Annotated in this window: 8 protein-coding genes and 4 pseudogenes; 11 read left to right on the forward strand and 1 reads right to left on the reverse strand. The window is 35.3% G+C overall.

Annotation, left to right across the window (positions count from 1 at the left end; translation table 11 throughout):
- Window positions 1–92 precede the first annotated feature (92 nt).
- Both H5J24_RS09505 and H5J24_RS09510 read left to right on the forward strand, forming a co-directional pair.
- The gene (locus H5J24_RS09505; protein ID WP_232816253.1) at window positions 93–488 is read left to right on the forward strand and encodes an AraC family ligand binding domain-containing protein; all 396 of its coding nucleotides are present in this window, start codon (window positions 93–95) and stop codon (window positions 486–488) included.
- Window positions 476–898: a helix-turn-helix domain-containing protein gene (locus H5J24_RS09510; RefSeq protein ID WP_232816254.1), complete on the forward strand. Its 423-nt coding sequence runs from the start codon at window positions 476–478 to the stop codon at window positions 896–898. The genes H5J24_RS09505 and H5J24_RS09510 overlap by 13 nt, the downstream gene beginning before the upstream one ends.
- 274 nt (window positions 899–1,172) lie before the next feature.
- Here the strand turns inward: H5J24_RS09510 and H5J24_RS09515 are convergent.
- Window positions 1,173–2,523: pseudogene (locus H5J24_RS09515) on the reverse strand (MATE family efflux transporter).
- A gap of 393 nt (window positions 2,524–2,916) precedes the next feature.
- On the opposite strand from H5J24_RS09515, the gene H5J24_RS09520 reads away from it, so the two are divergent.
- The 9 genes and pseudogenes from H5J24_RS09520 to H5J24_RS09560 form a co-directional block, all read left to right on the forward strand.
- Window positions 2,917–3,522 (forward strand): hypothetical protein, encoded by a 606-nt coding sequence (locus H5J24_RS09520; protein ID WP_068943385.1) that lies wholly within the window; start codon window positions 2,917–2,919, stop codon window positions 3,520–3,522.
- A 100-nt stretch (window positions 3,523–3,622) separates the two neighbouring features.
- Window positions 3,623–4,192, forward strand: a complete 570-nt coding sequence (locus tag H5J24_RS09525) for a Crp/Fnr family transcriptional regulator (protein WP_068943384.1) — start codon at window positions 3,623–3,625, stop codon at window positions 4,190–4,192.
- Window positions 4,193–4,298: 106 nt separating this feature from the next.
- Entirely contained in the window at window positions 4,299–4,661 is a 363-nt protein-coding gene (locus tag H5J24_RS09530; protein WP_141395687.1) for a hypothetical protein, read from the forward strand.
- A gap of 296 nt (window positions 4,662–4,957) precedes the next feature.
- A pseudogene (locus H5J24_RS09535) lies at window positions 4,958–9,294 on the forward strand (CusA/CzcA family heavy metal efflux RND transporter).
- A gap of 7 nt (window positions 9,295–9,301) precedes the next feature.
- Complete coding sequence (locus tag H5J24_RS09540) at window positions 9,302–10,453, forward strand: efflux RND transporter periplasmic adaptor subunit (RefSeq protein WP_068943381.1); 1,152 nt, start codon at window positions 9,302–9,304, stop codon at window positions 10,451–10,453.
- 400 nt (window positions 10,454–10,853) lie between these two features.
- A complete protein-coding gene (locus tag H5J24_RS09545) occupies window positions 10,854–11,405 on the forward strand; it encodes an REP-associated tyrosine transposase (RefSeq protein ID WP_068943380.1) in 552 nt (183 codons plus the stop codon).
- Between the two features lie 98 nt (window positions 11,406–11,503).
- Window positions 11,504–12,004, forward strand: coding sequence for a hypothetical protein (locus H5J24_RS09550; RefSeq protein WP_068943379.1), 501 nt, complete (start codon window positions 11,504–11,506; stop codon window positions 12,002–12,004).
- Between the two features lie 154 nt (window positions 12,005–12,158).
- Window positions 12,159–12,710 (forward strand): annotated as a pseudogene (locus H5J24_RS09555) (transposase).
- 695 nt (window positions 12,711–13,405) lie between these two features.
- Window positions 13,406–13,522 (forward strand): annotated as a pseudogene (locus H5J24_RS09560) (transposase); the annotation flags it as partial.
- Window positions 13,523–13,525 lie beyond the last annotated feature (3 nt).

Here is a 13,525-nt window from a genome sequence, read left to right on the forward strand (position 1 = left end):
TTTTACTTCGCTCTTCATCATATTAAAAACTTTTGTACAAAATTAGCATAGTAATTTTGTTTAATTTTGCCAAAGTTTTAACCTGAAACGACATGAATGCTAACGATAGTATAAAAATAGATGAGCTTCAGAAACCTTATTTTGTCTGGTTTGAGGAAAACTGGATTCATGACAATGTTCTCCATCAGCATGAAAAAGGACAATTGGTATATGTAGAAAGCGGATTTCAGTATATTACCATTCAAGAGCGCATTTATCTCCTTCCTCAGAACCATGCAGCATGGATTCCTCCCAATGCTATTCATAAAACCAATTCCCATTCGGAGAAAATCAAACTCATGATTATGTTTGCAGATACAGACCGGAAAGACTCTTTTTATGATGAGGTAAATGTTTTTTCCGTTCCTCCTGTACTGAGGGAAATGATAAAATATGCTGAAAAATGGTCTAAACTGATGGAAAAGATCCGGGCGAAATGGTATTTTTAAAAGCTCTTTTTAATGAATTGCCCCATTTTGTGGAACATTCCCTGAAGCTGCACATCTGCCTTCCGAAAGACAAACGCCTGGAAAAAGTCATTGAATATCTCCATCATTACTACAATACAGAAATCAAAATAGAGAGCCTTGGTGAATTGGCATTGCTTTCTTCACGTAGCTTAGAAAGGATATTCAAAAAAGAAACCGGTCTTACTCTGAGTAAATATCAGCAAATGCTCCGCATCATTAAGAGTCTTGAACTTTTGAGTTCAGGAAATTTAACCATTTCAGAGACAGCGTATACAGTAGGGTACAAGAGTGTACAGGCATTTACCAGAAGTTTTCAGGCTGTGATGCAATTCAGACCTACGGATTTTATGAAAAACATTAACTTAAATATAGTAAAAGGGATTTATTAATTTGAAAAAATCAATTATCCATTTATATAAAAGCTTTTTTAATTGTAATTAAATAAATAATTCCCTTTTTAGTCATTTATCATTTAATTAAAAAAGTGCCCGTTATTGAGTTTATAAAAGCAAAAAAGGCCTCCAGTGAGGAGACCTTAAAAAAACACAAATGATGAAAAAAAATTATTTCGATTCACAAATATAAGCAAAAATTATATTATGCATTACATCATATGTGTATTTTTTTTAAAAATTATTTATTTTAATTAAAAATAGTCATTCATCAACATATTTTGCTTTTCCTTAACATTTTGAAATTTAATCCTATCGTATAAATAACTCCACCAAACACAATCCATTCAATAATTGCACTTACAATGTAAATACTGTGAATTCCATACAGCATCGGAATAATGAGAAGAGCAGGGATGTATAAGATTATTTGCCTTAAAATACTTATTACCGTAGCTGGCCGGGCATTCTCCACAGAAGGAAACCAGACCATGGCCATAAAAATAAATGGGAGTGCAGGTAAAACGCTCATGTAAATTCTGAAATCAGTTAATTGAGCGGGTTGAAAAAAATACATTAGGAATCATTACGGACAAAACTTCTGACGGATACAGCATGACAAAAATCCAGAAAGGAATAAGAATAATAAGTCCTGTAAAAGAAAAGAGCCAATATGCTTTGATACTTCTATCATATTTTTCAGCCCCAAAGTTCATGCCTGATACAGGCTGTAAGGCTCGCATTAATCCCCACAGCGGAGTATTCAATAAAATATAAAATCGGTTAACTGCTGTAAAAAAGGTTATATCCGTATCTTTTCCATATTTAGCAATCACATTGAAGACCACAATATTCTGAATGACAATCATTACCATCATAATAAAACCGGGCATTCCCAATGAAATTGTTTCTTTAATAATCGCTTTATCATATTGCAGCGACCAAAAATGAGTTTTAAAAGAAGATTTTCCGGAAGCATAATACCAAATTCCCAATATCGTATAAATAATCATAGAAATATTGGTAGCCCATGCAGCGCCGCTTACTCCGCCGCCAAAAGAATCAATAAATAACGGTTTTAAAGCCACATCTACAATCAGGCCTACAGCAATCATCCAGGCGGCAGTTTTCATTCGTCCTTCTGCCCGGATCAGCATGTTCAGCGCCAGCCCATGAATCCAGAAAAAGCTTCCAAGAATAGTTGCTCTAAAATATTCTACTCCTAAAGTCAGAATTTCATCTCTTCCGCCCATCATGTACACTAATTCTTTAGCGAAAATATAACATGGAATAGTGATCGCAACAGAAAACAGCAAGGTAAGGAAGTTGACTGTTCCCATAGCCTTATTCAGCTTATCTTTATCTCCTGCACCGATCCAGATACTCACTGCAGATCCTATACCGGTTCCTATTAAGGTCCCGAATCCCTGTGCAAACTGTGCTAAAGGATAAGCTACTCCTACCGCTGCCAGTGCTGTATTGCTGATCAGGTGACCTACAAAAATTCCATCAAGAAAATTATTCAATCCATAAAGCACCATTGCAATAACGGCCGGCCACGACATCTGCCACATGACCTTATGCATTTTTCCGTTTAAAATAAGCTGTTTCTGTTGTTCCATTGCTATGATAGTAAATTGTTTGAAAGCAAAAGGAAGCTGAAATAGAGAAAATGAAACCAATAAATTCTACAAGATCAATTAAATCTAACTCTTCATTAACCAACTGATAATTTCAAATTTCTTTCTTCCAACTCCCAATCAACACTCATTTTAACTATAGCTTCATTGTTGCTAGTTATTAAGAATTATTCTAAATAGTTAAAAGTTTTACAAACTTAACAGCTAATGACAATATAGTGACTCCTTAGAACGGAATAAAAACTCCGTATAAAGGAATAATACAGAAGTGAAAAAGTATTATTCATTATCTTAGTATTTTAAAATCTCAATTAGCAAAGTGACTCTGGTCATAAAGAAAGAGAAACAATTTTTTTTAATTTGATTAAAAAGAGTATGAAGCCAAAACAAATCAAGGGAGTTCCCGAACAAAAGTCAGGCGGATTCCACGACACAGAAACTTATGTAGCGTTTGAGAAGGTATTACTACCATTAAAATATGAAATTTTGAAGACGCGATTTTTCTCGGTCAATCTATGGAAAAGCTACTGTGGAGAACCCTTTGCAGCCTTTAAGCTCTGCGATCTCAAAGGAACTCCAGTGGAGCGGGATCCCCAAAAAGGTGACTTCGTCAGGATCAACATTCCCGGACCGGGAGAAACGGAATCTAAAGGATATGACTGGGTAGAAATCACAGATATTTGCTATTATGAGGATACTGTTTCCGAAAGTATTACGATGACCTGCCGGCCCTCCAGAAATCCAGAAAATAAAAGCAGTCATATTGCTCATTTTTATAGCTCGAATGCGACTTCTACCTTTATGATTCAAAGAAGTGCAACTCATTTAAAAGCTGCTGTATACGGCCGGAATGAATCTCCTAATTATAATGCAACTATCATTGATATTATCAGGAATCTGATAGTGGCAATAGGAGGAATGCTTGGAGTGGCCAAAATTCAATGGAAGAAGCTCGCTGACGGACTTTTAGATTTTGACTGAAAATGAAGACTCTGCTTCGAATCCGTTTTCAACTAAATAGATATAAAACATGGATGTATAGAGCATTTATCACTACATTTGTGAGGACTGACTCAATTATATGGAAGAACAATTAGTTTCATATATTAAAGATAAAATATCGGTGACTGATGATGAGATGGCAATCATTCTGTCTTATTTTAAACCGATTACATTAAAAAAGAACGAATTACTTCTTACCAATGGACAATCCAGCCAAAGAACATTCTTTGTGGCTAATGGCTGCCTGAGAATATTTTTCATTAATGAAGAAGGGCAGGAGTCTACCCGCTATTTTGCTTTTGAAAACCAATTTGCCACTGCTTTGGTCAGCTTTATAACTTCTGAGCCTTCCGAAGAATTTATTCAAGCTGTAGAAGATACCAAAGTTTATTACATTACCCACAAAAATTTCTATCATCTTCTGGAAATTGTACCGAAATGGGAAAAATTCTATAGAATTTATCTTGAAATTGCGTACGTAACCAATACCAAACGATTAATGTCCTTCCTCGTTCAGGATGCATTGGAAAAATACCGTCAGCTATTGGCAGAAAATCCTGTTATTGTCCGCAGGCTTTCCAATAAAATGGTGGCTTCTTATCTTAATATTTCGCAGGAGACCCTGAGCAGGCTGAAGTCTAAGCTTTAATTTCTTTTGGCTCTTCAAAGGGTAATTGGCCAGAAACCTCATTATTAAACAAAAATTAATCTTTTACTCTTTTCTCAGGAAAAATTTAAGCCTTATATTTGCAGGGATGTTAAAATGGTTCTCCATATTATGTTCAATGATGTATATGCTGGCTACCACCAATATGGGGGAAGTAATGAAAGTGCCTATGTTTGTAGAGCATTTTATGGAATATCATGGAAATCTTTCAGAATTTGTCCTGGAACACTATGATAATCATAAGAAAGATGCTGACTGGGATCTGGATCAAAAACTACCGTTTATCAATCCACCCATTGTGCTCACCGTACATGCACAGCTTCCTGATTATACCTTTGAGATCAAGAAACCTAAGGAAATCAGAATTCCTCAGAAAAACAGCATTTATCAGGAAAAGGATTTTTCAAACCTTTATCTTTCCAATATTTTTCAGCCTCCGCGGCATTCTTAATTGATTTAATTAAAAAATATTGCTTTAAGTTTTACTTGAAGTAATATATTGTTATTGTTTATTAATCAATTCTGTATCGTATTATTTTCAGTTTGTATTTTAAACGTTTGAGTTATTAAACGACGTGTTTTTAGTTTCATAATACTTTTAGATTTATAAAATTCTTACGGCCTTATTTTAAACTTAAATAAGTATTTAAAAGTTTTTATGACTTCCTGGAATCTACGATTTGTGGTTCAAAGCTCTAAGGCAAGCAGTTTATAAAACAGTACAGAGTATCTAATTAATCATTTTTCATGTTAAACAAAATTATTGAGTTTTCTGTAAAGAATAAACTCATCATTGCTCTGTTCACCATAGGTTTGGTTCTTTTTGGAGTATATGAAACAACCCGACTTCCTATTGATGCGCAGCCTGATATTACCAATAACCAGGTACAGATTATCACTACAGCCCCTTCATATGGAGCAGCGGATATCGAGCGTCTTGTCACATTTCCTATCGAGCAGGCCACCAGCAACATCAGTGGTATCACTGAGCTTCGAAGCCTCTCCAGGTTTGGATTATCATTAGTAACTGTTGTTTTCGATGATAAAACAGATGTATATTGGGCCCGTCAGCAGGTTCAGGAACGTTTACAGCTTGTTCAGGAGAATATCCCTGCAGGAATTGGAAAACCTGAACTGGGTCCTATTTCTACAGGTTTGGGCGAAATTTTCCAGTATGTGGTAAGGGCTAAGAAAGGCTATGAAAACGTGTATGATGAAACGGAGCTAAGAACTATCCAGGATTGGGTGGTCAGAAGGCAGCTATTGGGGACCAAAGGAGTAGCCGATGTCAGCAGCTTCGGTGGAAAGCTGAAACAGTATGAAATTGCTATTAATCCTAATAAACTTCAGGCTTTCAATATCAATATTAATGATGTTTTTACCGCTTTGGAAAAGAATAACCAGAATACCGGCGGAGCTTATATTGAAAAGAAAGAAACTGTTCTTTTTATTCGAAGTGAAGGGCTTCTGGGAACTACGGAAGATATAGGGAACACCCAGGTAGCAGAAACTAAAGAAGGTATTCCGGTTCATATCAAAGACGTAGCTTCTGTAAAGATCGGATATGCTACCAGGTATGGAGCTATGACCTACAATGACACGGGAGAAGTTTCCGGAGCGATTGTTTTAATGCTTAAAGGAGAAAATGCCAATCAGGTCATTACCAATATTAAACAAAGACTTGAAAAAATCCAGGAATCTTTACCGGAAGGTGTTGTGATTGAACCTTTCCTTGACCGGGCTAAAATGGTAAATAATACCATCAGTACTGTAAAAACAAACCTGATGGAAGGCGCTTTGATTGTGGTCTTCATTCTTGTGGTCTTCCTTGGGAACTTCAGAGCCGGATTATTGGTGGCTTCTGTAATTCCTTTAGCCATGCTGTTTGCTATTATCATGATGAATATTTTCGGGGTCGGGGGAAACCTGATGAGCCTTGGAGCGTTAGACTTTGGTCTTATTGTAGATGGTGCAGTTATTATTGTAGAGGCTGTTCTGCATCAGCTGGCTCATAAAAAACATTTTGGCAGGGATAATATGCTGAGCAAAAAGGAAATGGATGATCAGGTTTCCAATTCTGCTGCCAAAATGGTCAACAGTGCTGTTTTTGGACAGATCATTATTCTTATTGTATATCTTCCGATCTTTACTTTACAGGGAATTGAAGGGAAAATGTTCAAACCGATGGCTCAAACGGTTGCTTTTGCGCTCATTGGTGCATTTATCCTTTCCCTTACTTATATTCCTATGATGAGTTCATGGGTATTAAGCAGAAAGAAAAAGGAAAAAGAGAATATTTCAGACAGGGTAATGGCTAAAGTGGAATCCGGCCATCAAAAGTTTCTGATGAAAGCTTTAAAGTATAGAAAAACGATCATTCTGAGTGTTCTTATCCTTTTTGCTGGTGCTGTTTTCACCCTTTCCAGAATGGGTGGGGAATTTATACCCTCCCTGGAAGAAGGGGACTTTGCGGTGGAGATGAGAATTCTTCAGGGAAGTAATATCAATGAAACCAAAAAGGTAACCACTCAGGCCTCTGGTATTCTTTTGAAACAGTTTCCGGAAGTACAGAAAATCGTTGTCAAGATCGGAAGTGCTGAGATCCCCACAGAACCAATGCCGATGGATGCAGGCGATATGATTATTGTTTTGAAACCTAAAAAGGAATGGACTTCTGCCTCATCATTCCCTGAACTTTCAGAAAAAATGAGCAAAGCATTAAGCGTCATTCCAGGATTAACAACGAGTTTTCAGTTCCCTGTACAAATGCGTTTTAATGAGCTTATGACAGGGGCAAGACAGGATATAGTCTGTAAAATTTATGGGGAAGATCTTGACAGTCTTACTACGTATGCTAAAAAGTTGGGCAGTATCATCAATACGGTTAAAGGGGCTCAGGATCTTTACATAGAACCTGTTGAAGGGGCTCCACAAGTCGTTATAGATTACAACCGTTCGGAATTATCAAGGTACAATATTTCTGTTGCAGAAATTAACAGGGTCATCAATATGGCTTTCGCAGGACAAACTGCCGGAGCGTTATATGAAGGAGAAAAGAAGTTTGATATTGTTGTGCGTATGGATAACGATTATAAAAAGACATCACCAGCATTCAGAATCTTTTGGTTCCGACGCCTTCAGGAGAACAGATTCCATTATCTCAGCTGGCGAAAGTAGAACTGAAGGAAAGTCCGAACCAGATTCAGAGAGAAGATACCAAAAGAAGAATCATTATTGGGTTTAATGCAAGAGATAGGGATGTTCAGAGTATTGTAGAAGAGCTTCAGCAAAAAGTTGGACAAAAATTGAAATTCTCACCAGGGTATACCATTGCTTATGGAGGAACTTTTGAAAACCTGAATGAAGCTAAGGCAAGATTAGGTATTGCTGTTCCTATTTCTTTAGTGATGATTTTCTTACTGTTATTCTTTGCTTTCGGCTCTGTAAAACACAGTTTATTAATTTATACAGCCATTCCGCTATCTGCCATTGGAGGAATCTATTTCCTTGCTTTAAGAGGGATGCCTTTCAGTATCAGTGCAGGGGTTGGATTTATTGCCTTGTTTGGGGTTGCCGTACTTAACGGAATTGTTTTGATATCAGAGTTTAACCGACTAAAAAAGAACGGAATAACGAATACCAGCAGGATTGTTTTGATGGGAACGAAAATCAGGTTACGTCCTGTTCTGATGACCGCTTTTGTAGCTTCATTAGGGTTCCTTCCCATGGCCATAAGCAATGGAGCCGGGGCTGAAGTGCAGAGACCTTTGGCAACAGTAGTGATAGGCGGGTTGATGCTGGCAACCCTTTTAACCTTATTTGTGCTTCCCATTCTCTATGTCTTATTTGAACATATTAATAAAGATAAAATGAAATTTTCTAAAAAAATAAACTATAAAAAACGGTCTGTTTTCTTACTATTGGTTTCTTTTGGAAGTCTTCAGGCTCAGGAAAACATCACTTTTGAACAGGCTTTGGAAAAAGCGTATCAGCAAAACGGAACACTGAAAAGTTCAAAATTAATCTCTGATTATCAGGAAAAATTAAAAGCAAGCTATCTGGATATTCCCCAATTGGAAGTTACCGGAGCATTCGGACAGATACAAGGAGAAGAAACTGACAATTCATTCGGAATTTCGCAAAGGTTCAGCTTTCCAACAGTGTATTCAAAAAGAAAGCAGATGCTGGATGCAGAATGGACGGCGAGTGTTATTAATCAGAATCTTACAAAAAAACAGCTGACAAAAGAAGTTACAGATGTTTTTTACAGAATTCTAGTGCTCCGGGAAAAGAAAAAAGTGTTGGAATACATCGGCCAGTTGTACACCAGCTTTGCAGATAAGGCAAGGTTGAGATTACAAAAAGGAGAAGCCAACATTTTGGAGGAATCTACTGCTGAAATTCAAAAAGAACAGATGAACGTACAGCTGAATTCCCTGGAAAATGATCTGAATATTGCCAAACTCCAGCTGCAGGTACTGCTCCAATCCGAAGTTCCTTACCAGCCTGTAGCAGATAAGCTTACTATGAATGTGGGGCTTCAGGCTTCAGAGGAAATGCTAAAGCAACATCCTGAACTTCAATACCTGCAGCAGCAGATCAAAGTAGGAGAGGCTGAAGTACAGCTTGAGAAGAGCAGATTGCTTCCTGAACTTCTGATCGGTTACACTAACCAGAGTATGAAAAATATTAACAACAATCGCTTCAATTCTGTACAGGTGGGAGTAGGTATTCCTCTGTTTACTAAAGGTCAAAGAGCATTAGCTAAAGCAGCCGAAGCAAAAATTGCGATCTCTGAAAATCAATATCAAAGAAAAGAAATTGAGCTTAAAAACAGATTGGGGCAACAGTTGAAAAACTATATGAATCAACAGAGAATCATTGAAAATTATGAGCAAAAACAGCTTCCAAAATCTGAAACCATCTTAAAAACAGCTCAAAAACAGATGGATGTAGGAGAAATCGACTATCTGAACTGGGTAATCCTGGTGAATCAGGCCGTAAAGACCAAAGCAGATTACATCGACAGCCTGGAAAGACTGAATCAGATCGGAGCAGAACTTAATTTCTTAATTTCAAAATAACAGCGTCATGCAATTTAAAATAATATCAATATACAGTCTGGCTTTAACGTTCGCTTTATCATCATGTTCAGGAAAGAAAGAAGAGGAAAAAACAGTTTATGAGAACACAAAATTTGCAAAAGGAACAGAGAATACCGTTCATCTTACCCAACAGCAGATTCAGTCTGTAGGAATCACCACTACAACTGTTCAGGACAGAAATATGGAGAAACTGGTACTACTGAATGGGAAAGCGGAGATTGCACCCTCTCATATCAGCTCAGTTTCAAGCATTATGGGCGGACATATCAAATCCATCAATATCATTAATGGAAGTCATTTCAGCAAAGGTCAGGTGCTGGCAGTGGTAGAAGATCCGCAATTTATACAGCTTCAGCAGGATTACCTGGTAACCAAAGCACAGCTGGACGCTGCAAGATTGAATTTTAACCGTCAGAAAGATCTTAACACCAGCAAAGCAAGCAGTGATAAAACCCTGCAAACGGCACAGGCAGACTATTCAACGTTGAATGCCACGTTAAGAGGTCTTGAAGAAAAACTTCGAATTATCGGGATTAATGCTAAAGGGTTAAATACAGGAAATATAAGAAGCAGAATTAATATTTATGCACCATTCAGTGGTTTTGTGAGCAAAATTCTGGTGAATAACGGACAGTATATCAACCCTGCAGATACTTTATTTGAATTGATTAATCCAGCCGGACTCCTTTTAGAATTGAAGGTTTTTGAAAACGATGTTAATGATATAAAAGTCGGGCAGGAAATCCTGGTATATACCAATCAAAATCCTGATTCGAAATCTAATGCTAAAATTGTAAGTGTAGTTCCAAGCATTGAAACCGGAGGTTCTGCAACAGCTGTAGCCCAATTATCATCCGTTAATTCTGAATTTGTAAAAGGAATGTATATCAATGCTGAAGTCAATATCAGTAACCGCTCTACTCAGGGACTGCCTAATGATGCTGTGGTTTCTTTTGAAAACAAAAATTATGTTTTTGAAGATCTGGGAAAATCAAATTATAAGATGGTCCCTGTGGTAACAGGAATTTCAGACGATCAGTTTACAGAAATCGTAAAAGGAGACTTTTTAAAGGATAAAAAGATTGTGCAAAAGGGAGCTTACAGCCTTCTGATGATGTTGAAGAATAAAGCTGAATAATCCGTTTATAACCAATAACTTTTAAAGGAAAAGGTTTTGTTTACTAAGGTAAATGAGACCTTTTTTATTTTTTGAGCTTAAGAACCATTAAGAATGGTTTAAGAGAATAAGAATATTTAGCGGTGAGCTTCACTCTAAGTATAATTGATATAAATTGATTTAATGCGCTTTATTTTTACCATCCTTTAGCTAGCTTTATTTTTCTGATTAAGGTTTTTAAGAAAATGAGTCGGAGGTATTTTATATCGTTCCTGAAACTTTTTAGAAAAACTTTGTGCAGTATTGAAACCCCTCGCTGGCGCGAGCTTCTAGCTCGTGTCCTAAATGTAAATAACAATAAACAAAGCTAGCTCATAAAAGTTAGCTTTGTTTTTTTACTCAATTCTCTTAATTTTAGAATATAAGTAGAAAATATAAATTTCATGAAAAAGAAGCAGCTTATTTTATAAGTTTTGCTACGGTATTCTGGATTGATGTTTTTACCAGAATGAATTATTTTGATATTGTCATTAATGCATTAGATTATTGTATAAAGAATAAAGGGATGTCTATTTTTGGATATTGCATCATGCTAAGTCATGTTCATTTGCTTTTTCGATCGGAGAAAGGAGAACCATCAGAATTGATAAGAGATTTTAAAGGATTTACAGTAAGAGTGTTGTTAAAGGCAATTGAAGAGAATTCTCAGGAAAGTAGAAAAGAGTGGTTACTTTGGATGTTTGAGAAAGCAGGCAAAAGAAATTCAAACGTCAAAAAATATCAATTTTGGCAACAGAATAATAAACCAATAGAAGTTTGGTCTTTAAAAGTATTTGAACAGAAGCTTAATTATATCCATCAAAATCCCGTTGAAAGTGGTTTTGTTATGGAACCATGGGAATGGAAGTATAGTAGTGCTAGAAATTATTGCGATGATTATCAGGAGATCTTGGAAATAGATGTAAATTTATAAAAATATTTGATTAGCACGAGCAAGATGCTCGCGCTAGCGGGGGATGGAACATTTCATGGTTAACCAATAGATTCTAAAACAGCAAAATAATTATAAAAATGTTTGAGATAAGAACGAAAGGAAAAGCCTCTTTAGATAATTTAAGTGTTACTGATTCCAGTGTTAGTGAGGCATTAAACACAATATATACTCATGATTATGATTTTATGATTTTCATAAATTGGAATGGATTTAAAATACCAATGGATGGAGTTAGTTTTTCACAAATCTATAATGATGTAATCATAATGTTAGAAGAACTTGAAGAGGAGTATGATTTTTCTGTAAATTTTTTAGATACTGGTTTGACTGCAGTATGGAGTTTTACTATTGAAGGTGATTTTCTTAAGGTTGAGGCAAAATGGGTAGATATTGCTTCTTATGGCTATGAAAATACTACAGTTGAAGAATTAGAAAAAGTTTCGAATATTGTTGTAATAAATAAAAATAAGTTTATCAATGAATGGGATAACCTTCTTCGAATTGTTAAGGATGATCTTTTAAATACTGGATATAATGGTGATTTAGTGGGATTTGAATATTTAAAAAGATTGGCTTAGTACTGCTGGTTCCCCTCGCTAGCGCGAGCATCTTGCTCGTGCTCAGAATGAAACCAATTGCAAAAAGCTTATAACTTTAAGCAGATAATAAAAAACAAAGCTAGCTCATAAAAGTTAGCTTTGTTTTTTAACTCAATTCTCTTAATTTTAGAATATGAGTAGAAAATATAAATTTCATGAAAAAGAAGGAGCTTATTTTATAATTTTTGCTACGGTATTCTGGATTGATGTTTTTACGAGAATGGAGTATTTTGATATTGTTATTAATGCATTAGATTATTGTAGAAAGAATAAAGGGATGTCTATTTTTGGATATTGCATCGTGTCAAGTCATGTTCATTTGCTTTTTCAATCGGAGAAAGGAGAACCATCAGAATTGATAAGAGATTTTAAAGGATTTACAGCAAGAGTGTTGTTAAAGGCAATTGAAGAGAATTCTCAGGAAAGTAGAAAAGAGTGGTTACTTTGGATGTTTGAGAAAGCAGGCAAAAGAAATTCAAACGTCAAAAAATACCAATTTTGGTAACAGAATAATAAACCAATAGAAGTTTGGTCTTTAAAAGTATTTGAACAGAAGCTCAATTATATCCATCAAAATCCTGTTGAAAATGGTTTTGTTATTGATCCTTGGGAGTGGAGGTATAGTAGTGCTAGAAATTATTGTGATGATTATCAGGAGATATTAGAAATAGATGTAAATTTATAAAAGAATGCTTGATGAGCACGAGCAAGATGCTCGCGCCAGCGGGGGGCAAGGTCATTTAATATGCATTCTACTGAAAAAATAAAAATTACTGAAAAAAATAATGTAATTATGCCATAATTTAATTATAAAAAATAGTATGAAAAGAAAAGGGATAATATTTTTATTAGTTATTTTAAGTTCCTCTTTTTTATTAAATATATATAGAGAATAAGCTTTATGATACTTTTTTAAAAATTCGGTTAGATGATATAAGGAATCTTGAATATAGATCAAATCATAATTTTTATAGAAAAGGAATTGAAAATATAGGGCAAAACTTTCAAATGGAATTATTAAAGATGAATATAGAAAGGAGTAATATCAGAGTAAGAAATGATTTCTTCTTTATTTTTCAAGAAAAGAATATATATATTAGTAATAATAAAGAATGTATTGAAGTAAATGTAAAATATGATTTTTTTACATCTAGATTTAAGATTATAGGGTATAAAACCCTCGCTGGTTCGAGCGTCACACCTGGACACAGATAAAAAGTAAAACCACTGCAAATTGCAGTGGTTTTTATTATTTAAAAGCTTTTATTTTATCCCTCGCTGGCGCGAGCTTCTAGCTCGTGTCCTAAATGAAATAACAATAAACAAAGCTAACTTTATGAGTTAGCTTTGTTATTTACTCCAATTCTTTAATTTTATACTATGAGCAGAAAATATAAATTTCATGAAAAAGAGGGAGCATACTTTATAAGTTTTGCTACGGTATTCTGGATTGATGTTTTTACGAGAATGGAGTATTTTGATATTGTTATTAAGAGTAGC

Origin of the sequence: Chryseobacterium capnotolerans (genome assembly GCF_021278965.1) — a bacterium.
Classification (GTDB): domain Bacteria; phylum Bacteroidota; class Bacteroidia; order Flavobacteriales; family Weeksellaceae; genus Chryseobacterium; species Chryseobacterium capnotolerans.

What these genes read in the sequence shown, in the direction of transcription:
- H5J24_RS09510 (WP_232816254.1), top strand. Translation starts at nt 476, where the DNA reads ATGGTATTTTTAAAAGCTCTTTTTAATGAATTGCCCCATTTTGTGGAA.
- H5J24_RS09550 (WP_068943379.1), top strand. Translation starts at nt 11,504, where the DNA reads ATGTTTGAGATAAGAACGAAAGGAAAAGCCTCTTTAGATAATTTAAGT.
- H5J24_RS09520 (WP_068943385.1), top strand. Translation starts at nt 2,917, where the DNA reads ATGAAGCCAAAACAAATCAAGGGAGTTCCCGAACAAAAGTCAGGCGGA.
- H5J24_RS09505 (WP_232816253.1), top strand. Translation starts at nt 93, where the DNA reads ATGAATGCTAACGATAGTATAAAAATAGATGAGCTTCAGAAACCTTAT.
- H5J24_RS09540 (WP_068943381.1), top strand. Translation starts at nt 9,302, where the DNA reads ATGCAATTTAAAATAATATCAATATACAGTCTGGCTTTAACGTTCGCT.
- H5J24_RS09530 (WP_141395687.1), top strand. Translation starts at nt 4,299, where the DNA reads ATGTTAAAATGGTTCTCCATATTATGTTCAATGATGTATATGCTGGCT.
- H5J24_RS09525 (WP_068943384.1), top strand. Translation starts at nt 3,623, where the DNA reads ATGGAAGAACAATTAGTTTCATATATTAAAGATAAAATATCGGTGACT.